Source organism: Bifidobacterium gallicum DSM 20093 = LMG 11596 (assembly GCF_000741205.1).
GTDB lineage: Bacteria > Actinomycetota > Actinomycetes > Actinomycetales > Bifidobacteriaceae > Bifidobacterium > Bifidobacterium gallicum.
In genome coordinates, this window is record NZ_JGYW01000008.1 from 1 (window position 1) to 20,282 (window position 20,282).

The following is a 20,282-nucleotide window of genomic DNA, read 5'->3' on the forward strand; positions in this document are numbered from 1 at the left end:
GCCCTCGTGAGAGCCGCTTGCTGGGCCGTGGTGGGGTGAAGCTCCGTTCTAAACGCTTTCACTGCGCTCACCTCCTGTACTGGCCTCGCATGTGAGCTGCGGGTCATGTTCGACCTGCTTCTTGTATTTCCTCAACCCATATACGCGGCATGAGAACACGTGGATGATGGAAATGAGGTCTTCTACGAGTTCCTGCTGTGGGCTGGTGTCGGGATTGTTCACCACGACAATCTCACACCCATACCGGTTCGCCAGCTCCTCGAACCAGTCGAACCCGAACCGGACGAACCGGTCTTTGAACGTGATGTACACGGTTTCGGCCTGACCTTGCAGTATGAGGTCGAAGATGAGGTGGTTCCAGTTCTTGCGTTTGTAGTTCAAACCGCTGCCAACGTCGGTGAACACGTCGTCGAGTATCACGCCTTTCGCGTTCACGTAGTCGCGCAAGAACGCGACCTGCGATGCGAGATCGCCTTTCTGCCCGGCCGAGGACACACGCGCGTAGGCGACGTGCAGTCGCTGGGGTTTTTGTATTTTCCCCAGATACGCGAGCACTTGCTCTTCAGTGTAGTAGCGGCGTCCCTGCGGGTTGCGTGCTGCGGGGAAGATACCCGCTTTGTCCCAACGTTGGAGGGTTTTCACGCTCACCCCGAGACGGGCCGCTACATCTTTAGGCTTCAACATGACACCATAATAGATGAAATGACCACGAGTGTCAATTTAATTAACAACAGATGATTGCTCACTGAGCGTGGGCTGGTTCAGATTTTGTATTTCCCATTTTGCATCGCGGCCCGTTTGACCCCCGTTGCCGCCACGTGGCCTACACTGGGCTTCGACAACATTGCCGTCAGCCCGAAAGGATGTTCCGTGACCGGAATCGAAGACTTCACCAAGCCCTATGGCCTTGTGGACAAGATTGATGCATTTGGATATTTGGACTATCTCAAGTCCAATCCTGATGCGCCTCGCAAGCACGGTAAGGTCGTGCTGGTCACGGCCGACACCCCGCTCAAGGCAAGCCGTGGCGAAGGCAAGACGACCACGACGATCGCGATGATCGACGCGTTGCGTGAACGCGGCATTGACGCCGCCGCCGTGCTGCGCCAGCCCAGCATGGGTATTACGGCCGCCGGTTCCAAGGGCGGTGCTTCCGGTGGCGGCAAAGCGTCGCTGACGCATCCCGAACTGATCGACTGGGGTCTGTGCGGCGAAATGGGCGCAATCGAAGCAGCACAGAACCTGCTCGTTTCTTTTGCTGAAAAGGCCATTGACGAAGGCAAGCTCGATACGGTGCTCGTACCGCGCGTCAGCGAAGTGCCGTCGCGCTCGCTGCGCAGCACGATTGTGGATGCGGGCAAGAACAATGTGGCCGAGCGCGTCGTGCTCACACCGACTTGCGAACTCATGCAGATTGTCGTGCTGTCGCGTTCGATGGATGAACTGGCCGAGCGCGTCGGCAACATGACGGCAGGCACGAAGGACGGCAAGGGCGTCAAGTTCAACGAGTTCGTGGACCTGTGGCGCATCACGAACATCCTGACCGACGCCGTCAAGCCGGCCCGCACCGAAACGGTCAACGGTTCTCCCGTGTACGTGCATGGCGGCCCGTTCGCGAACGTGTCGCTCGGCATCCCGACGTTGGCCAGCGTCGAAATGGCCACGGCACTGCATGACGTCGTCATCGTCGAAGCCGGCTATGGCGCCGATGCGGGCGCCCAGAAGTGGCTTGACATCGCCTGCCGCGAGTTCGGCGCCCAGTGGCCGAGCGCAGCCATCGTCGTGACGCGCGCCACGACCTGGCGTGACGACCCCGATCTGCAATGGCGTTATCCATTCCACGTGGAGCGTCTTGAAAACCTTGGCATTCCAACGTTCCCGCTGATTAACCTGTGGGAAGGCGAAGACGAACTCGTCGACGGGCTCAAGGCCACGGCCAACGAATTGGGCTTCCGTACGCCAATCATTGGCAACCTCTACCGTGATGGCGGCGAAGCGTTGGCTCCGCAGCTCGACGGTTTCGCCGAGGCCGTCAGCGTTGAAGACATTCCGGCCACACCTGAAAGCCATCGTGGCACGCCACTGCGCGACAATCTGAACTGGGTGTCCGAGCATGCCTATGGCGTGCCTGCTGAGCGCGTCGTGGAGAAGGCCGGTTTTGAAGCCTCGCTTGCTGAGGCTCAAGAATTGTGCGAGTCGGTCGGTATGAACCTTGACGACCTGGCGCTCGTCGCTGTCAAGTCGCCGGCCACGATGACCGACAATGATGCGTTGCCGGTTCAAGAGCGCACGGTCACGCTCAAGAAAGTCGAGCCGCATACGGGCGCCGGTGTGGTGCATGTCAACTTGACAACATCGCTGACCACGCCTATGCCGAAGATCGTCTGATGCGATCATTGTGCGCATAATCAAAGCCCGGATGCTTGGGATTGCAAGCATCCGGGCTTTGGTATGCATGGTGTTGGCTGGGATCCGGCAGCGGCCATGGACCCCAAGCAGAAATAAAAAAACTAGAAATTCGAGCCGTTCCAGCCCCAGTCGAGTGTGGCTGTGTAACGGATGTAGGTGCGGTCCTCGTTGATGCCGAGCACGTCGTGCAGGCCTTGCATGATCTCGGCCGTGAGCTTTTCCCAAGCCGAACGGTCGACCTTGTTGCCGAACACGTTGACCTCGATGTACGCGGCCGGAGCGTCGTCGCCCGCGAAATAGATCGGCATCTCATCTTCAAACGGGCACATGAGCCAGCTTTCGGACTTGCCGGGCACGGCCGTGATGGCCTGGCCGTAAATGGACTTGAGCGCCTCGCGCTGCTCCTTCGTCGTCTTGACGGAAACGTGCGTATGGATGACGGGCATGGATCCTCCTTGAAGAACGTTTGGTCGAGCTTGCGCCCACATAACGGAGCGCAAGTGTTCATCGTCAAGTCTAGTCAGCGGATGCCAAGTGTGCTGGAAGTTGGTGCTGCGAGAGGAGTGCGCGGGCGTGCACGGCGTAAATGGGCGGCAGCCGGGCGAATACGGGAAATGGGGATGGAGAGGCGCGTGTAGAGGATGTGAGAGATGTGGAAGATGGCGGGTGAATAGGGATGAAGGGGGGTGAGGTGTGAAGTTGTGGACGGTCTCGTGGTTCGTGGGCGCGTGTTAAATGGATGTGTGCGCAAACTCATAGAACAGATCCTGAAATTCGGTGTCGTCGGCGTTATCGCGGCACTGTTGGATTTTGGCATCCTGAACCTGCTCGTGATTTTCCTCCACATGCATAACGTGATCGCGAGCACGATTTCGTTCACGCTGTCGTTTATTTTCAACTACTTGGCCAGCATGAAATATGTGTTCAAGCACAGGCCCGACATGGCACGTTGGATGGAAGTGCTGATCTTCCTGCTGTCTGCCGTGATCGGCCTGATGATGAACAACGGCATCATCTGGTTGTCAACCTACGGCATGAACCGTGATGCGTTCATCACCCAACATGTGGAATACGTGCTGCGCACGAACGTCGGCAAGATTATCGCCACATTCATCGTGGCCGTGTGGAACTTTGTGATCCGCAAGATCTTCCTTGACGACACGCATACGGCGATGATGGCCAAACTGCAGCGCAAGGGCAACATCTATACGGAAGAAGAGCTCGAAGCCAAGTGGGAGCGCAGCCTCGCGCACCGCATCGGCATGTGGTCGATTGAACACACGCCGAAGGGCTGGCACTGAAATCAACGCCGCGTGAAGCGACACGAGCGTGAGCAACGTGAGGGTGCCGCTGGGCTGCTGATTGTTTGACCCGCTGATCTGCTGATCTGCTGGCACTGCAATTAGCGCTGTTCAACGTGACGCGGGTCGAAACTCGTGTCGGGATTGTTGGCCTGCACGGCCGGATCGATGGCCGCAACTTCACGCAACTCCTCACGCTCGGGCTCGTCGAGAGCAATCTCGGTCAGCACGGGCGTTTGTGTACTGATCTTGATCTGGCGGAAGCCGATGAGCGCAACGGCCAGCGACGCGAGAGCGAGCGTCGTGACCACAGCGAAACCGCCCTGCGACCCGTTGCGGTCGATGAACATGCCGGCCACAGCCGAACCGGCCGAACCGCCGATGCTGTTCATAGCGCCCATCCAAGCCATGCCTTCCGTCAAACGTGATTGCGGCACCAAATGCAGCATGATCTGGTTGCCGTTGATCCACGTGGGCGCCTGGCATACGCCAATGATCAAATAAATGATCATGATGACCCACAAATGCTTGGCGAACAGGAACGTGCCAATACCGAGATTGACTACGGCAAGGCAGAAATAGAACCGCTTGTAGAGTGCGATTTGCCAATTTTTGGCGCCATAAATCAGCGCGCCTGTCAGCGAGCTGATCGAAAAACAGGCGAACACAAAGCCCGTCAGCTGTTTTTGGCCGCTTTCCGTGGCGAACGCAATGATTGAGATGCCCGCAGCCGATTGGAATGCGCCCAAACCGAACCATGTGACGCATACGGCCAGCAAACCGGGACCAAAAATCGACTCCTTGCGGCCGCTGTGCGATTGTTCACGCGATTGCTGCCATGCTTGCTCGCCGGCGGCTGTGACCGCAGCCTCGTCCAAACCTTGGGCCCGCGCCTGCGCTTCAGCATCTTGGCGGGCCGTGTCGGCCTTGAGTTGTTCAGCTTTCTCGTTTTCGTGCTCGCGGAACGTTTTGCGCGTCATACCTTCGGCACGTGCGAGTTCGGTCTGACTGGCGGGTTCGGTCGACACGCATGTCAAAAACATCAGCGCGCCAATGATCACGCACACCCCCGTGAACGAGAACGCGAGCAAGCCGGAAATCACAGCCAGAATCGAGGCGAGCGGATTGCCGATGACCCACATCGCCTCATCGGCCACGCTGCACAAGCTCATCGCGCGGTTGATGCCTTCACGGTCATGTTTGAGCAGGTTCGTCCAACGTGCGCGGCTCATCGCTCCCCACGGTGGCACGCAAGCCAGGAACGGCACGATGCAGAACAGTATCCAAGGCGCCACATGCGCTTTGATGCATGTAATGATCGACATGGCCGCAATCAGCCAGATGATCACGAGCGGAATCGACACACGCCGTTGGCCAAACCGGTCCACGAGAATGCCGAGCACAGGACTCAAAATGGCGCCTGCAATGGCTTGCACGGCCGTCAGCGAGCCGGCCAGCGTGTAGTTGTGGTAATAGAACTGCACGCAAATCGTGATCGTCATGCCGACCATCGGGTAGGGCATGCAGGCGATGACAGCGCCGAACGTGAAACGCGCCGTGTGCGGCATGCGCAGCAGTTTGGCGTAACCGCCAAACAGACGGTTGCCAACGTCCTTGATTCCTGAAACGAATGAGTTGCTCACGAGCGGCCTCGAATTGGGAAAGTGGGGTAGGGGATTCTTGAAGATTGTCACCGGTGCCACGAGTGTTGTGTGGCCAGCTTGAGCTTAGCCTAGCACTTTGGTAAATCATGATACAAATGGCATGTTCGCAGAGTTGTGTAAGGGGGTCGTGTGTTTTGGGCTGGGTGGTGAACCAAGATTCAGCCACGTTGGCTAAGGTGGTGGGCAGATCAGCATGACCGATTGCCAAGTTGGCAGATAGCCAGATTGTCAAATTGGCAGATTGTCAAATTGCCAAAGGAGCGCATATGACAGCCACCACAATCAACTTTGTTCGGCACGGCAAGGTGGAGAACCCCGACCATCTGCTCTATGAGCGGCTCCCAGGGTTCCATTTGTCGAAAGTCGGCAAGCGCATGGCCCAAGCCACCGGCCGTTTCATCGCCGACAGCCCGCAACTGAACACGTCGGTCGCCGTATTCTCTTCGCCGCTCGAACGCACGCGCGAAACTGCCGCGGAAATCCTTGCGCCATTGAACACCGTGCGCGAGGCGCGCGGCGAACAAGCGCTTGAACTCGTGACCGATGAACGCATCATCGAAGCGCGCAACGAGTTCCGGGGCAAGCGCATCGGCTACGGTGAAGGGGCGCTCTGGCGCAAAGACAATCTCAAACTCGTGCGCAACCTGTGGAAACCAAGCTGGGGAGAAACCTACCGCGAAATCGCGGCGCGCGTGCATGCGTTCGCCATGGAAAAGGTCGACGAGTTCGCGGGGCAGCAAATCATCGTCGTCTCACATGAATCCCCAATTTGGTCGTACCGGCACATGCTCGAAACGGGGCGTCCGGAACACAACATGTTGTTGCGCAAAACGGCGCTCGCCTCAATCACGTCGATCACATTCGATGCGCGTTCGCATGCCGTGCTCGGCATCGCCTATTTCGATCCGGCCAAGGACGTTCGCTGAACGAATGGTGGCCTGATACCGCACGAAGACCGTTAGAATAGGCGTTGATTGTGCTGATTGTGCATGCGCATGGGATGTGCGGCAGGAGGATGATTATGACACAGTTGTCAGATGGCTCAGTAGAGCAGATTGCCGCAATTCCAGCGCTGCGAGAGGCTGCGCATGCCGCGGCCGAGCTGATGGCGTTGTGGCCGTTGACGAAGGCCGAACAGCTCGATAACGACGCCAAATACGGCGAAGACCTGCAAGTGCGCATCACGCAAATGATTGCGCAAGTGCTGTGCGGGCAACAGATTTCGCGCGCCGACGCCGACTTCGTGTATGAAGGTGCCGATTCGATCCCCGGTGTGGACCAAAGCGTGGTGGAAGCGTTGGCCGCGGCCAATGACGCCTATGACCAGATGGCGTCATACTCCGACGACCATGACGTGCAACTGCTGTTCGACGCCGACGACATGCTGGCGCACAGCGACGCCGCCCATGCGGCCGAAGTGGCCTGGGATGACGATACACGCCAAGTCATCGCCGACTTCCTTAGCGACGCGCAAACCTATGTGCAAACACGCGTTGAAGCGGACGGCCATTGGCTGATCAGCCTCGAACAATCCGTGGTGGCGCAGCGGTTCGCACTGCTCGTGATTGTCGCCGACATGCTGCTGCATGCCGTCAGCGGCATTGGCAAGCATCTGACTGCCGAAATTGGCGGCGCTGACGACCAACGCATCACAACACTCGCGCGCCATGCCGTGCCGCTCGTGCTCGTGGTCAACGAATTCGCCGAGCAGCTGGGCCTGCCGCGACTGTGCTGCAAGCCCGAACGCTTGCATGGCGTGCTTGCCGCGTACGCCACGCCCAACTCCGATACGTTGGCATCCGATTCCTCGCGCGTGCTGGCCGAAGAGCTCGCGCCATTGGCTGTGGCGGAATGGCATCGCCATCGCGACGACGTGCTGTGGGATGCGGCTGAAGCCAAAAAGCGCTCGCGTGAGGAAGATGAGGCCAAGAGCAAGGCCGCGTTGGCGGCGAAGTTCGCGCATGTCAAAGATGATCCGACGAAGAAGACTGTGGAACTGTAGCCGCATGCCCCCTATGGTGCTGTGCGCGCGATGTCGTGCAGCGGCGTCGCGCAGAAGCATCGTGCGCGGTGCCATGCACTGTGCGGCGCACACCGCAAACACGCGTGGCAAACGTGTGTGCCAACCCGCCGCTGCACGTCCTCATGGGGCGCAACAATGGGGCGTATGAGCGACGCTGAAATGGCCGATACGGCCAACATCACAACAACAGAACCTTCCACCGACAAGCCCGCACTGCCCCAGAACGTGCGTGTGCGTTTCTGCCCTTCACCAACGGGCATCCCGCACGTGGGCATGGTGCGTACGGCATTGTTCAACTGGGCTGAAGCACGTCACACCGATGGCACGTTCGTGTTCCGCATTGAAGACACCGATGCGCAGCGCGATTCCGAAGAAAGCTTCAACCAGATCATTGACGCCTTGACATGGTTGGGCATCGACTGGGATGAGGGCATCAACGTGGGCGGCCCTGACGGCCCATACCGCCAGTCGGAACGCGGTGAAATCTACCAGAAAGTCGCCCAGCAGCTGCTGGATGCTGGCTATGCGTATGAATCGTTCTCGACGCCGGAGGAAATCGCCGAGCGCAACGTGGCTGCGGGCCGTCCCAAGGAGTTCGGCTACGACGGCTACGACCGCAATCTGACCGAGGAGCAGAAGGAAGCGTTCCGCAAGGAAGGCCGTCTGCCCGCGATCCGCATCAAGATGCCTGACGAAGACATCGTGTTCGACGACCTGATCCGCGGCCGCATCGAATTCAAGGCCGGTTCCGTGCCTGATTATGTGATCGTGCGTCCGAACGGTGATCCGCTGTATACGCTGACGAACCCTGTGGATGATGCGATGATGCGCATCAACGTTGTGCTGCGCGGCGAGGACCTGCTGAGCTCCACGCCACGCCAGATTGTGCTCTACCGTTATCTGATGGACCTTGGTGTGGCCAAGGAAATGCCCGTGTTCGGCCACATGCCGTATGTGATGGGCCAGGGCAACAAGAAGCTGTCCAAGCGCGATCCGGAATCGAACCTGTTCCTGCATCGCGACCACGGTTTCATCAAGGAAGGCCTGCTCAACTATCTGGCGTTGCTCGGCTGGTCGATCGCTCCCGACAACGACATCTTCTCGATGGACGAGATGGTCAAGGCGTTCGATGTGCGCGACGTGAAGGCCAACCCGGGCCGTTTCGACATTGACAAGGCCATTGCGATCAACGCCGAGCATATCCGCATGCTTGAGCCGCAGGACTTCCTGAACCGTTCGGTGCCGTACCTGTTCCGCGACGGCGTCGTTTCGGCCGCCACGTGGGATGAGCTGACCGACCGCGAGCGCGAAGTGCTCACGGCTTCGGCCGAGCTCGTGCAGACGCGTGTGCGCTTGCTCGGTGAGGTGTCTGGCATGGTGGGTTCGCTGCTGTCGGATGCCGAGTACATTGCGCCTGAGGATGACGCCAAGAAGCAGCTCAAGGCCACGGCCGGCGAGGTGCTGACGGCTGCGATCGCCGCGCTCGATGCTGTGCCTGAAGACCAGTGGCTGACCGACAACCTGCATGAGACGCTGAACAAGACGCTGATTGAGGAGGCCGGGTACAAGCCGCGTCTCGCATTCGGCCCGATTCGTGTGGCCATGAGCGGACGTCGCGTGTCTCCGCCGCTGTTCGAGTCGATGGAGATTATTGGCAAGCCCGTCTCAATGGCTCGCTTGAAGAACCTGCTCGAGCACTTGCCTGAAATCCAGGGCTGAAGATTTCAGGACTGAAGATTTCAGGCTGAGAGCGGTACTGTTCCGTTTATTGATTGCCTAACGACCGGTGAAGCTGCGCGGCGTATGCCGCAATGCTCGCCGGTCGTTGGCGTTCCGACCCGCTGAAAACAGCGCGACACGCCGGGATTTGCGCTCACATAAGGAACCGCGTATATTACTTACTCGTTGCCCCACGGAGCAACGAAGATGCCTCCATCGTCTAGCGGTCTAGGACTACGCCCTCTCACGGCGCCAACACCGGTTCAAATCCGGTTGGAGGTACTCGTTCACCACACGGTTCCATATGGCTCCGCGTTGATGGACATGCCAAATTGGGATGTGGTGTAATTGGCAACACAGCTGATTCTGGTTCAGCCATTCTTGGTTCGAGTCCAGGCATCCCAGCCAATGACCCTCGCAGTTGCGAGGGTTTTTTGTTTTCCGCTGCCACCCGGCTTGCAAGGTTACCAACTCCAGCTGCCTGCCCCTACCACCCACGGGTCCATCCAGCGCAACCGCGGTGCAGACCATCAGGTTTCCCCACGTTTCTTTCCCTCCACACCCCCTATATATGCCGTGTTTTGTACCAGCGTGGTACAACCACAACACACCTGCGCTCCCCAACAACCCGATCCGTACCGTTTTCGTACCACCGTGGTACACAAACGATACGGTTCCGGGGACCACGACGTAGATGTGCGCCATAACCATCCCCGTCGCGTAGCTCCCGTGCTGTGACATGCGCGCGCTTGCACTACAGTAGGGGACTATGACCGAACATATTGCTGAACCACAACCGGGTGTGCTGTCTGTCTCCGCACGCTTGGGGCGTCTGCAATTCCACCATTCCGGCAAGTTTCGCGTGCTGCAGCTCGCCGATGTGCAAGACGGTCCGAAGGTTTCCAAAGACACGATCCGGCTGATTGAAGTGGCTGTCAAGACGAGCCGTCCCGACATTGTCATTTTCACGGGCAACCAGATCGCCGGTTATGATCCGGCTTATGCCGCCACCTACCGTCAGCGCCGCTGGCCCACGCGCCGCAATGCCCGCGTGCCCCGCGATCCGAACGTGCGGCAGGCCGATTTGGATTTGACGATCACTCACGTGCGCGACACAATCAGCCAGTTCACGGCCCCGCTCGCCCAATATGGCATTCCGTGGGCCGTCACCTATGGCAACCACGACTTCCAATGCGGCCTGTCGAACGCGCAAATGGACGCGATCTACCGCGAGTTTCCAGGCTGCATCAACCCCGAACCTCCCGCGCTCGACGGCGAAGGCGCCGCACAGTCCGCAGCACAGTCCTCTGCCCAGTCTGCCGCCACTGATCCGTCGTTGCAGCCGCGTCTCGTCCCGGCGCTGCCCAAGCAGGTCGCCTACGCGTGTGAGGCCGGCACGTTCGCGCTGCCTGTGTCGTCCGCTGATCCCGACCACAAGACCGTGTTCGGCTTGGTGCTGCTTGATTCAGGCGATTACGCGCGTGCAGGCGGGTACGGTTCGCCATCCAAAGCTGCGCTCGAGTTTCTCAACAACGTACCCTCGCGGTTTGGTAATTCCGCGCGCTCGATGGTGTTCCAGCATCTGCCCGTGCCGCAATATTATGAGCTGCTTGAGCCTTCCACGCGCACGGCCGCGCACGCTGTGGAGGGCTACCGTAATTTTTCGGGTCAATATTATGTACTCGACGAGGCCGCTGTGGAGCCCGGCTGTTTTGTGGGGGAGGGCATCAGCTGTCCCGACGTGGACTGCGGTGAGTTTGATTTGCTTGTTGATTCCCGCTCCTACTTCGCGATGGCCGCTGGTCACGACCATCGCAATGCCATTGACGGTCTGGTGCATGGCATCAGACTGATTGCCACACCCACATGCGGATTTGGCTCGTATGGTCCCGTTCCAGCCAAACGTGCGGCGCGTCTGCTCGAATTCGACATCCGTCACCCGTTCAGCCCCAGGTCGCAGCTGCTGGAGTTTGGCGAGCTCGTCGGCAAACCGTCGTCAAAGAAGGCCTATGCCTATGGCATGACGAGTGCGTCGAAGCCTGAGAGCGAAGGCATTGACCTGTTGCATAAGCCCGGCCTGTTCGCGCGGTTGCGCCGCCTGTTCATCCCATCCGAAACCAAAGGCCGTTAACGCCTGCACACACTGATCCTCAATACACACTGATCCTCAATACACACTGGCCCCCAATACACACTGATGCCACGCCTCGGCAATGAGGCGTGGCATCAGTGATGTTGAGAGGACTACACGCTCTAGCGGCTCGCGCTCAGGCGATCCGCTGAGAAGGGTCAGCGCGCGGCACTGGCCTTGACGAGCGCGTCGGTCAAATACTTGCCGGCGGCCATCACGAGCGGTGCGTAGCGGCGTCCTGGATTGGCGCCCATGCGGCCCGAAGGGCCCGAGATCGAGATAGCGGCGATAACCTGGCCCGACGCATTGCGAATCGGAGCGGAAATCGAGCACACACCCTCGTCGCGTTCGTTGATCGATTCAGCCCAGCCGCGCTTGCGCACAGCGGCGAGCTTCGTGGCCGTGAACTTGGCGTGGCGCAGTCCCTGGTGGATGCGTTCGGCATCTTCCCAAGCCAACAGGATCTGGGCGGCCGAACCGGCTTCCATCGAGAGCATCGCGCCAACAGGTATCGAGTCGCGCAGACCGCTGGCACGTTCCACAGCGGCGATGCAGACGCGCTGCTCGCCTTGGCGGCGGTAAATTTGCGCCGATTCACCGGTACGGTCCAGCAGTGTCTGCAGGATCGGGCCGGCGGCGCCGAGCAGACGGTCCTCGCCGGCGGCGGCTGCCAGCTCGGCGAAGCGTGAGCCGAGCACAAAACGTCCGTGCTGGTCACGCAATACAAAACGGTGACGTTCAAGGGCGATGGCCAGACGATGGGCTGTGGGCCGAGCCAGGCCCGTGGTCGTCACGAGCTGGCCAAGCGTGGCCGGTCCTGATTCCAGCGCGTCAAGAATCTTGACAGTCTTGTCAAGCACGCCGACGCCCGAATGGATTTCGCTGTCGGGAACGATGGAAGCAGGTTCATTGGTTTTAGTCATGGTCGCATCCCTCTGAACAGGTGATTGAGTCTTCGCGTTGAGCGTAGTAGTCATGGTTCCAGATTATTGCATCTCACATAATGAAATGCAAAGTCGTCGGAACGTCGATGTGCGATATTTACCCCCTAAAACGTTGGAATAGAGCGGCTGCAACTGTTTCTGCAAAGAATTTGCGCAGATTGCCAGCCTTCACGCTTTCTTTACGAATCCCCCGTGTCTCACATGTCGGCGCTTTTATGGGACCCTCTCGGCTCGCCTCATACTCTAGACAATCAGCATGAGACACACCGTTGCGCAAGGCTCGTGACGATTCCCTCGTCAGGGCTTGGCGAACGGCTCTGGTGCGCCACTGCGTGGGGGTGGCCGCATCCAATGAAATTTGTCAATCACGTGCTGCACCACGGCTGCACAACCGACGTTGACACGTCACTACAAGTCGTCAGGGTATCAAGAGGGTATCAAGGAGGTTCCCGTCATGGGCATGACACTCGCCGAAAAGGTCTGGGCAGACCATCTCGTAGTGCAAGGGGAGCAGGGGGCTCCCGACTTGCTCTACATCGACCTGATGCTGATGCATGAGGTCACCAGCCCGCAGGCCTTTGAAGGACTGCGTCTTGCCGGCCGCACGCCACGCCATCTCGACCAGCTGATCGCGACCGAAGATCACAACACGCCGACGGTCGACATTGACATGCCGAATCCCGACGAAACAAGCGCGTTGCAGTTGACAACGCTTGAGCGCAACTGCCAGGAGTTCGGTGTGCGCCTGCATCCGCTTGGCGACGCCGACCAGGGCATTGTGCACGCGTTCGCGCCGATGCTCGGCCTGACGCAGCCTGGCATGACGATCGTCTGCGGCGATTCGCACACCTCGACGCATGGCGCGTTCGGCGCACTGGCGTTCGGCATTGGCACGTCCGAAGTCGAGCACGTTATGGCCACGCAGACGCTGAGCCTCAAGCCGTTCAAGACGATGGCGATCACGATTGACGGAGACCTGCCCGAAGGCGTGACGGCCAAAGACATCATCCTCGCAATCATCGCGAAGATCGGCACGGGCGGCGGCCAAGGCTATGTGCTCGAATACCGCGGCAAGGCGATCGAACAGCTGTCAATGGACGCGCGCATGACGATTTGCAACATGTCGATTGAGGCTGGCGCACGTGCCGGCATGATCGCTCCCGACGAGACGACGTTCGAATATCTCAAGGGCCGTCCGCACGCCCCGCAAGGCGAGCTGTGGGACCAGGCCGTCGAGTATTGGCGCACGCTGCGCACCGACGACGACGCCACGTTCGACGCCGAGGTCGTGATCACGGCTGAAGATTTGGAACCGTTCGTCACTTGGGGCACGAACCCGGGCCAGGGCCTGCCGATCAGCGCGTCGATTCCCGATCCCGAATCGATCGCCGACGCCACCGAGCGTACGGCCGCCGAGCATGCGATCGAATACATGGGCTTGACGCCGGGCCAGAAGATCAAAGACATCGCTGTGGACACGGTGTTCATCGGTTCGTGCACCAACGGCCGCATTGAAGACTTGCGTGCCGCGGCCGAGATCATGAAGGGCCGCAAGAAGGCCGACTCGATCCACCGCGTGCTTGTTGTGCCGGCGTCCTCGCGCATCCGCCTACAGGCCGAGCAGGAGGGCCTCGACCAGATTTTCAAGGATTTCGGAGCCGAGTGGCGTAACGCCGGCTGCTCGATGTGCCTAGGCGTGAACCCCGACAAACTCGTGCCCGGCGAGCGCAGCATCTCCACATCGAACCGCAATTTTGAGGGCCGTCAGGGCAAGGGCTCGCGTACGCATCTGGCCTCGCCGCAGGTCGCGGCCGCCACGGCCGTGCGCGGCACCATCAGCTCGCCGGCTGATTTGTGAGTTCTTCAACGGCATGGAGGGTGCTGCAGAAATAACAATATTGTTATTTCTGTAGATGCTCCGTGACCATTCCTACCGACGTTAGCCCCACCAGACTGTATAACCCACCCAAGGAACCATTATGGACAAACTCACCACGTTGACGGGCACGGGCGTTCCGCTGCGCCGTTCGAATGTCGATACAGACCAAATCATCCCAGCTGTGTTTTTGAAGCGCGTTTCGCGTACGGGATTTGACGACGCACTGTTTTATGCGTGGCGCCGTGACCCGAATTTTGTGCTGAACCAGCCTGAATATGCCGACGGCAGCATCCTTGTGGCCGGACCGGACTTCGGCATCGGCTCGTCGCGCGAACATGCCGTGTGGGCGCTGCACGACTACGGATTCCGCGTCGTGATCGCCTCGCGTTTCGCCGACATTTTCTACGGCAACACGGCGAAGAACGGCGTGCTGGCGGCGATCATGCCGCAAGAATCGGTGGAACTGCTCTGGAAGCTGCTTGAGGAAGAACCGGGCCGTCAGATGACCGTCGATCTTGAAGCGCGTACGGTGACGTGCGGTGACGTGACGCTGCCGTTCGAAGTCAACGATTACGTGCGCTGGCGTCTGATGAACGGCTATGACGACATTGACCTGACGTTGCAGCATGAGGACGAAATCGCCGCATACGAGCGTATGCGCGCCGAACGTTTCCCGTTCAAACCCAAGACGATCCCGGTATTGAGCGAGCCTGGCGAGAAGATCGAGTCGGCACGCGAACCTGAGCCCCAGGAGTGGGCCGGACCGCTGTCCGAACGCTGAAATGAGCTGGGCCACGCAGTGAGACGTGGCTGATGCACTGAGGGGCTGTACCTATTGCAGGTACAGCCCCTCAACTGTTGGTAGTGCGGTCACGCGAGCACGCCTGGCACGTCGGAAATCACATAGCGCAAGCCTTCATGGCCACAGCGCCGACGAAATAGATCGGCTGGTCGAAGTTGGGCTGGAACAGGAAGTCGACGTTGGCCAGGTCGTCAATCGTGAACTTCGACTGGATCGCCATCGATGTGACGTTCGCAGCACCCGAAATGTCGACGGTCGAGCAGAACTGGCCGCCCTTGACTTCGCGCGTCTTGGGATCCCACGTCAGGATCGACGTGACGGGAGCTGTTGAAAGCATGAACGCGGGGCGGTAATCCTCAACGAGCTCGGTCGAGACGGTGTCGACGCCGCGCACAGCCGCGCCGCCTTGCGTCAAACCGGACGCGGCGAGTGACAAATCGTAGAGCTGCACGGCGCTTGTGGCCTGCGTGCCCATGTATTTGCGCGTGGGCGTTTCAATGTTCGCGCCAACGAGCAGACCCTGACGCACGGCGTTGGTGGCCAGCGGAATATAGTCCTCGCGGCCCGTCGGATTGTAGAACACAGCGGCCGAGTCACCGGCGGCGAACACGTCGGGGTTCGACGCGCGCATGTATTCGTCGGTCACGATCGCACCATTGGGCAGCGTGTCAATCTGGTCGCGCACAAGATCAGTGTTCGGACGGAACCCCACGGCCATGATCGCATAATCGGCCGTATACTCGCCCTTCTCAGTGACAACGGTGACGGAATCCTCAGTCTCGGTAAACTTCGTAATCTTCTGGCCGAGCGCAAGTTTCACGCCATGCTGGCGATACTTGGCCTCAACCTGGTCGGTGATCAGCTTGTCGAAATTGTTCGACAGCACACGATCAGCGCCGTCAACGAGCGTCGTGTGAATATTGATCGTGCTGAACTGCTCGGCCAGTTCGGCACCGATATAGCCCGCGCCAATCACGACGACAGACTTGCCTTGTGAAGCCGTTTCCTTGATGCGCACAGCATCATCCCACGTCTTGCACAGCAGCACGCGCTTGCCGTTGACACCCTCAATCGGCGGAATCACGGGGCGTGAACCCGTGGTCACGACGAGCTTGTCGAATTGCAAGGCTTGCGTGTCGCCCGTTTCAAGGTCCTTGTATTCGAGCTGCTTGGCGTTCACGTCGACGTAGGTCACGTCAGTGCGCATATGCATGGACGCGCCAAGCTGCTCAAGCTGCTCAGGCGACGAATAGAACATTTTCTTCGGGTCCGACACATGGCCGCCAGCCCACAATGCGATGCCGCACGACAGAAACGACAATGTGGCGTTGCGTTCAAACACGTGGACTTGCCAATCAGGGTGGTGCTGCAAAATCGAAGTGGTGGCGAATGTTCCTGCGTGAGTGCAGCCAATAACAGCGACAGTGGTCATGCTTTGCCCTCCTTGCCAAAGGCTTGTCAAATGGTCTGGGGCGGCTTGGCGCGGCGTGAATGCGACCCCGCGCATCCCACCCCATAGGGTGTTCTTTACGGGCATCGTAGAAAACGAATCCTGAAGGAACCATGAAGAAACCAGTTGTTTAGCCGCAAGGAAAGTGCATAGGCAATGGGTGCCGGCGCAGCCGCCTTGGCATTGGCCTGCATGACGGGCGTTGTGGCATGCCTTGAGCATGGCATGGAATAGAATTGGGTCTTTGGCTGTAAGGCATAGTGGAACTCGCTTGCTTGTGAAAGAGGTACGTGGTGGAAAACAAGGATGATGTGTTGCATGTTGAGGGTGGAATCCCGCTCAACGGCTCCATCAAGGTGCGCGGCGCCAAGAACTTCGTCAGCAAAGCCATGGTGGCGGCCCTGCTTGCGCCAGGCACATCAGTGCTCAAAAACGTGCCGGAAATCCGCGATGTGCACGTTGTTTCCGATTTGCTGCGTTTGCATGGCGTCAACGTCAACGTGGATGGCGATGCCGGCATTGTGACGATTGACGCGTCGAACGTGCAACTGGCCGACGTGGCCGACGTCGACACGCTGTCGGGGTCGTCACGCATCCCGATCCTGTTCTCGGGCCCGCTGCTGCACCGCCTGGGGGAAGCGTTCATTCCGGCGCTCGGCGGCTGCAACATTGGCGGACGCCCAATCGACTTCCATCTTGAAACGCTGCGCAAACTCGGCGCCAAAGTCGACAAAGACCATGAAGACGGCATCCACATCACCGCGCCCAACGGTTTGCATGGCGCCAAAATCCATCTACCCTACCCGTCTGTCGGCGCCACTGAACAAACACTGCTGGCCGCTGTGCAAGCCGAAGGCAAGACGGAACTGTCGGGTGCGGCCACCGAACCCGAAATCATGGACCTTGTCAACGTGCTGCAAAAAATGGGCGCGATCATCTCGATCGACGTCGACCGCACGTTCCGCATCGAAGGCGTCAAAGAACTCAAGGGCTACACGCATACGGCGCTGACCGACCGCATCGAAGCCGCATCCTGGGCTTCAGCCGCGTTGGCCACGCATGGCGACGTGTTCGTCAAAGGCGCCACACAGCCCGAAATGGTCACGTTCCTGAACGTGTTCCGCAAAATCGGCGGCGAATTCGACATCACCGACGAGGGCATCCGCTTCTGGCATCCAGGCGGCGATTTGAAGCCTGTGGCCATTGAAACCGACGTGCACCCGGGCTTCATGACCGACTGGCAGCAGCCGCTCGTCGTCGCATTGACACAAGCCAAAGGCTTGTCAATCGTGCACGAAACCGTGTACGAGAACCGCTTCGGCTTCACGAAACCGCTCGTGCAAATGGGCGCCACGATCCAGCTGTACAAAGAATGCCTGGGCTCGCTCGAATGCCGATTCAAGCAAAAGAACTACGAGCATTCAGCCGTGATCTTCGGCCAAACGCCGCTGGAAGGCCGCGACATTGACGTGCCCGATCTGCGTGGCGGATTCAGCCATCTGATTGCCGCGCTCGCAGCCAGCGGACCATCGAACGTGCATGGCATTTCGCTGATCGACCGTGGCTATGCCGATTTCCGTGGCAAGCTTGAAGCGCTTGGCGCTCGCGTCGACTGAAATTCGCGTGAATCTTGCAACCCGGTGCACACTGTTGTTGGTGTACACCGGGTTTTTGTATGCGTGTGGCTGTTGCTGAACGCCGCTGAACACGGGTTGCGGCACAATGGGGGTATGAGTTCCAAAGGTAAACCGTCGCCGCGCAAGGCCGTCAAGCCGTTAAGTGATGAGCAGGTCGCTCGTCTGGCCAAAGAACATGTGCTCGTCGATCCGACGCGTGCGCTGCCGACCGGTCCGCATCGCCAAATCCATCCCACTGAAATCCAGGCGCAGCATCCGCGTGCCACGCAGATGCTGCTTGACGCATGTTCGTGGGTGATCCGCCGTAGCTGCAAGCCGCTCGCGTGGGGATTGGACAACATTCCCGAAGAGGGCGTCTACATTTGCGCGGCCACGCATGTGACCGAGTTCGACGTGTTTATGCCAATGTGCGCACAGTTCCATTTGGGACGCCGCCCGCGCTATATGGCCAAAGCTGAAATGGCCAAATGGCCGATTATTGGCAAATGGTTCCAACTCGTGGGCATGCAGCCCGTCAAACGTCGCGCAGGCCAGGCGCGCGCGATTGAAGAGACGTCGATTGAAATCCTGACGTCGGGCCGGCCTTTGACCGTGTGGCCTGAGGGCACGGTGACGCGTGACCCGAAGAAATGGCCGATGAGCATGAAGAACGGTGTGGGCTTCATTGCGCTTGAGGCTTCGCGCCGTTTGGGCAAAACGATTCCGCTGTACTGCGCCGTGACATGGGGAGCGGCCAGCATCAACCATTGGTTCCCATGGCCCAAGAAGAACGTGGTCATGTGCATCGACACGCAGCTCGATTACTCGGATTTGCTGGCCGATGCAGACACGTGGGGTGATGAGCCGCCTGTCGCATACGCCGACGAGCTGACGCGTCGTGTGCGCGTGCGCATGACCGACATCATGGCCGACATCCGTGGCGTTGAACGTCCTGCGGGGTTCTTCGACTACCGCTCGATGAGTGAAGTGCCCGAAGAACAGCCGTTCGTGACCGATGCGCAGATTGCCGCGCGCGAAGAACAGGGTGCGCAAAACCAGCAGTGAGGCGTGGGCATGCGGGTTAGGAAAGCCCGTGTGGCATGAGCGGAAATACAGATTAATCTCAATTCAAGGATGCCAGCAGCGCAAAAGCCGGAAACGGCCGTGGCGCGCCATAGAATGCTGGAAGTGGCAATGCCAACAAGGGCGTGCGGCCCGAAAAGGAGTGAACATGGCGAAAGTGACGGTGCTCGGAGCCGGTGCATGGGGAACGGCGTTCGGGCAGGTATTGGCCGACGCGGGCAACGATGTGATGATGTGGGCCATTGAACCCGAAATTGTGGAAGCCATCGCGACCCAGCACACGAATCCTGTGCGTTTGCCGTCGGTCAAGCAGCTGCCGGCCAACATGACGGCCACGGGCGATCGTGCCGAAGCTGTGAAGGGAGCCGACTACGTCGTCGTGGCGATCGCGGCCCAGCATGCGCGCGAGGCCCTCGAACCGTTCAAGGACCTGATTGAAGAGACGTCGGGCGTGGTGAGCCTGATGAAAGGCATTGAACAGAGCACGGGCAAGCGCATGGACCAGGTTGTCAGCGAGGTGCTCGACCTACCGGCCAACCGCTTCCTGGCCGTGTCGGGACCGAACCTGAGCAAGCAGGTGGCCGCGCGCGAACCTGCGGCAACCGTTGTGGCGTGCGAAGAAATCGAAAACGCCAAAGCGTTCGCCAAGCTGTGCACGACCGACTATTTCCATGCGTTCGCAACGTACGACGTGATCGGGCTGGAACTGTGCGGATCGTTGAAGAACGTCGTGGCGCTGGCCGTCGGCATGGTGCACGGCGCGGGCTTTGGCGAGAACACGGCGGCCATGGTCGAAACGCGTGGCCTGGCCGAAATCAAGGCCGTGGGCACGGCTGCGGGCGCAATGCCCGAAACGTTCAACGGGCTGGCCGGCGTGGGCGACCTGATCGCCACCTGCGGCTCGCCGCTGAGCCGCAACTATACGTTCGGCGCCAACCTTGGCAAGGGCTTGAGCGTCGAGGAAGCCACGAAGGTGTCGAACGGCGTGGCCGAGGGTGTGGCCACGGCGTCGGCTGTGGTGGAGCTCGGCAAGAAGTACCACGTGGACACGCCGCTGGCCAAGGCGATGCAGCATGTGCTGAACGACGGCATTTCGTGCGAACAGATGTTGGCGGAAATGCTGCCGAAGACGATGCTGACGGAGTAAGGCCGGACGGGGTGCGGCGGCCGGTGCTGGCTGGGGCGGCCCTGTGAACAGCGTGACGGCGAGGCCCGTGGCTGCACGCCATAATGGTGTGTGGTTACGGGCCTCGCGCTAGTG

General features: G+C 59.6%; 16 protein-coding genes and 2 tRNA genes. 13 read left to right on the forward strand and 5 right to left on the reverse strand.

Annotated elements, in window-relative coordinates; all coding sequences use genetic code 11:
• Positions 1 to 48: 48 nt before the first annotated feature.
• Positions 49 to 684: an IS607 family transposase gene (locus tag BGLCM_RS06395; RefSeq protein WP_006295949.1), complete on the reverse strand. Its 636-nt coding sequence runs from the start codon at positions 682 to 684 to the stop codon at positions 49 to 51.
• A gap of 186 nt (positions 685 to 870) precedes the next feature.
• Between BGLCM_RS06395 and BGLCM_RS06400 the strand changes: the two genes are divergently transcribed.
• Positions 871 to 2,388 carry a formate--tetrahydrofolate ligase gene (locus tag BGLCM_RS06400; protein ID WP_044085192.1) on the forward strand — a complete coding sequence of 506 codons (1,518 nt, stop codon included), beginning with the start codon at positions 871 to 873 and terminating at the stop codon, positions 2,386 to 2,388.
• Between the two features lie 122 nt (positions 2,389 to 2,510).
• Here BGLCM_RS06400 and BGLCM_RS06405 read toward each other — a convergent pair whose 3' ends face one another.
• Positions 2,511 to 2,855, reverse strand: a complete 345-nt coding sequence (locus BGLCM_RS06405; protein WP_006294964.1) for a tautomerase family protein — start codon at positions 2,853 to 2,855, stop codon at positions 2,511 to 2,513.
• 297 nt (positions 2,856 to 3,152) lie between these two features.
• Here BGLCM_RS06405 and BGLCM_RS06410 point away from each other — a divergent pair, with 297 nt between their 5' ends.
• Positions 3,153 to 3,710: a GtrA family protein gene (locus BGLCM_RS06410; protein ID WP_006294963.1), complete on the forward strand. Its 558-nt coding sequence runs from the start codon at positions 3,153 to 3,155 to the stop codon at positions 3,708 to 3,710.
• A gap of 101 nt (positions 3,711 to 3,811) precedes the next feature.
• Here BGLCM_RS06410 and BGLCM_RS06415 read toward each other — a convergent pair whose 3' ends face one another.
• Positions 3,812 to 5,278 carry an MFS transporter gene (locus tag BGLCM_RS06415; RefSeq protein WP_081450394.1) on the reverse strand — a complete coding sequence of 489 codons (1,467 nt, stop codon included), beginning with the start codon at positions 5,276 to 5,278 and terminating at the stop codon, positions 3,812 to 3,814.
• A gap of 362 nt (positions 5,279 to 5,640) precedes the next feature.
• Here BGLCM_RS06415 and BGLCM_RS06420 point away from each other — a divergent pair, with 362 nt between their 5' ends.
• From BGLCM_RS06420 to BGLCM_RS06445, 6 genes are all read left to right on the forward strand, one after another.
• Entirely contained in the window at positions 5,641 to 6,300 is a 660-nt protein-coding gene (locus tag BGLCM_RS06420) for a histidine phosphatase family protein (RefSeq protein ID WP_006294961.1), read from the forward strand.
• A gap of 95 nt (positions 6,301 to 6,395) precedes the next feature.
• Positions 6,396 to 7,376: a hypothetical protein gene (locus BGLCM_RS06425; RefSeq protein ID WP_044085176.1), complete on the forward strand. Its 981-nt coding sequence runs from the start codon at positions 6,396 to 6,398 to the stop codon at positions 7,374 to 7,376.
• A gap of 165 nt (positions 7,377 to 7,541) precedes the next feature.
• Positions 7,542 to 9,116, forward strand: coding sequence for a glutamate--tRNA ligase (gltX, locus tag BGLCM_RS06430; RefSeq protein ID WP_238548645.1), 1,575 nt, complete (start codon positions 7,542 to 7,544; stop codon positions 9,114 to 9,116).
• A gap of 209 nt (positions 9,117 to 9,325) precedes the next feature.
• Positions 9,326 to 9,398, forward strand: a tRNA-Glu gene (locus BGLCM_RS06435).
• Positions 9,399 to 9,449: 51 nt separating this feature from the next.
• Positions 9,450 to 9,524 (forward strand) — tRNA-Gln (locus tag BGLCM_RS06440).
• 361 nt (positions 9,525 to 9,885) lie between these two features.
• Positions 9,886 to 11,247 (forward strand): metallophosphoesterase, encoded by a 1,362-nt coding sequence (locus BGLCM_RS06445; RefSeq protein WP_006294957.1) that lies wholly within the window; start codon positions 9,886 to 9,888, stop codon positions 11,245 to 11,247.
• A gap of 158 nt (positions 11,248 to 11,405) precedes the next feature.
• Here BGLCM_RS06445 and BGLCM_RS06450 read toward each other — a convergent pair whose 3' ends face one another.
• Positions 11,406 to 12,170, reverse strand: a complete 765-nt coding sequence (locus BGLCM_RS06450; protein ID WP_081450387.1) for an IclR family transcriptional regulator — start codon at positions 12,168 to 12,170, stop codon at positions 11,406 to 11,408.
• A 475-nt stretch (positions 12,171 to 12,645) separates the two neighbouring features.
• On the opposite strand from BGLCM_RS06450, the gene leuC reads away from it, so the two are divergent.
• Both leuC and leuD read left to right on the forward strand, forming a co-directional pair.
• Positions 12,646 to 14,049, forward strand: a complete 1,404-nt coding sequence (leuC, locus tag BGLCM_RS06455) for a 3-isopropylmalate dehydratase large subunit (RefSeq protein WP_006294955.1) — start codon at positions 12,646 to 12,648, stop codon at positions 14,047 to 14,049.
• Positions 14,050 to 14,170: 121 nt separating this feature from the next.
• Positions 14,171 to 14,851: a 3-isopropylmalate dehydratase small subunit gene (leuD, locus tag BGLCM_RS06460; RefSeq protein WP_006294954.1), complete on the forward strand. Its 681-nt coding sequence runs from the start codon at positions 14,171 to 14,173 to the stop codon at positions 14,849 to 14,851.
• 118 nt (positions 14,852 to 14,969) lie between these two features.
• Here leuD and BGLCM_RS06465 read toward each other — a convergent pair whose 3' ends face one another.
• The gene (locus BGLCM_RS06465; RefSeq protein WP_044085177.1) at positions 14,970 to 16,304 is read right to left on the reverse strand and encodes an NAD(P)/FAD-dependent oxidoreductase; all 1,335 of its coding nucleotides are present in this window, start codon (positions 16,302 to 16,304) and stop codon (positions 14,970 to 14,972) included.
• 308 nt (positions 16,305 to 16,612) lie between these two features.
• Here BGLCM_RS06465 and murA point away from each other — a divergent pair, with 308 nt between their 5' ends.
• The 3 genes from murA to BGLCM_RS06480 all read left to right on the forward strand — a co-directional run bounded on the left by murA (position 16,613) and on the right by BGLCM_RS06480 (position 20,168).
• The gene (murA, locus tag BGLCM_RS06470) at positions 16,613 to 17,938 is read left to right on the forward strand and encodes a UDP-N-acetylglucosamine 1-carboxyvinyltransferase (protein WP_006294951.1); all 1,326 of its coding nucleotides are present in this window, start codon (positions 16,613 to 16,615) and stop codon (positions 17,936 to 17,938) included.
• 114 nt (positions 17,939 to 18,052) lie between these two features.
• The gene (locus BGLCM_RS06475) at positions 18,053 to 19,003 is read left to right on the forward strand and encodes a lysophospholipid acyltransferase family protein (RefSeq protein ID WP_044085178.1); all 951 of its coding nucleotides are present in this window, start codon (positions 18,053 to 18,055) and stop codon (positions 19,001 to 19,003) included.
• Between the two features lie 166 nt (positions 19,004 to 19,169).
• Entirely contained in the window at positions 19,170 to 20,168 is a 999-nt protein-coding gene (locus BGLCM_RS06480; RefSeq protein ID WP_006294949.1) for an NAD(P)H-dependent glycerol-3-phosphate dehydrogenase, read from the forward strand.
• The last annotated feature ends 114 nt before the right edge of the window (positions 20,169 to 20,282 follow it).

What these genes read in the sequence shown, in the direction of transcription:
- BGLCM_RS06405 (WP_006294964.1), bottom strand. Translation starts at nt 2,855, where the DNA reads ATGCCCGTCATCCATACGCACGTTTCCGTCAAGACGACGAAGGAGCAG.
- BGLCM_RS06465 (WP_044085177.1), bottom strand. Translation starts at nt 16,304, where the DNA reads ATGACCACTGTCGCTGTTATTGGCTGCACTCACGCAGGAACATTCGCC.
- BGLCM_RS06425 (WP_044085176.1), top strand. Translation starts at nt 6,396, where the DNA reads ATGACACAGTTGTCAGATGGCTCAGTAGAGCAGATTGCCGCAATTCCA.
- BGLCM_RS06395 (WP_006295949.1), bottom strand. Translation starts at nt 684, where the DNA reads ATGTTGAAGCCTAAAGATGTAGCGGCCCGTCTCGGGGTGAGCGTGAAA.
- gltX (WP_238548645.1), top strand. Translation starts at nt 7,542, where the DNA reads ATGAGCGACGCTGAAATGGCCGATACGGCCAACATCACAACAACAGAA.
- BGLCM_RS06445 (WP_006294957.1), top strand. Translation starts at nt 9,886, where the DNA reads ATGACCGAACATATTGCTGAACCACAACCGGGTGTGCTGTCTGTCTCC.
- leuD (WP_006294954.1), top strand. Translation starts at nt 14,171, where the DNA reads ATGGACAAACTCACCACGTTGACGGGCACGGGCGTTCCGCTGCGCCGT.
- BGLCM_RS06450 (WP_081450387.1), bottom strand. Translation starts at nt 12,170, where the DNA reads ATGACTAAAACCAATGAACCTGCTTCCATCGTTCCCGACAGCGAAATC.
- BGLCM_RS06475 (WP_044085178.1), top strand. Translation starts at nt 18,053, where the DNA reads ATGAGTTCCAAAGGTAAACCGTCGCCGCGCAAGGCCGTCAAGCCGTTA.
- BGLCM_RS06420 (WP_006294961.1), top strand. Translation starts at nt 5,641, where the DNA reads ATGACAGCCACCACAATCAACTTTGTTCGGCACGGCAAGGTGGAGAAC.
- BGLCM_RS06415 (WP_081450394.1), bottom strand. Translation starts at nt 5,278, where the DNA reads ATGCCGCACACGGCGCGTTTCACGTTCGGCGCTGTCATCGCCTGCATG.
- BGLCM_RS06480 (WP_006294949.1), top strand. Translation starts at nt 19,170, where the DNA reads ATGGCGAAAGTGACGGTGCTCGGAGCCGGTGCATGGGGAACGGCGTTC.
- leuC (WP_006294955.1), top strand. Translation starts at nt 12,646, where the DNA reads ATGGGCATGACACTCGCCGAAAAGGTCTGGGCAGACCATCTCGTAGTG.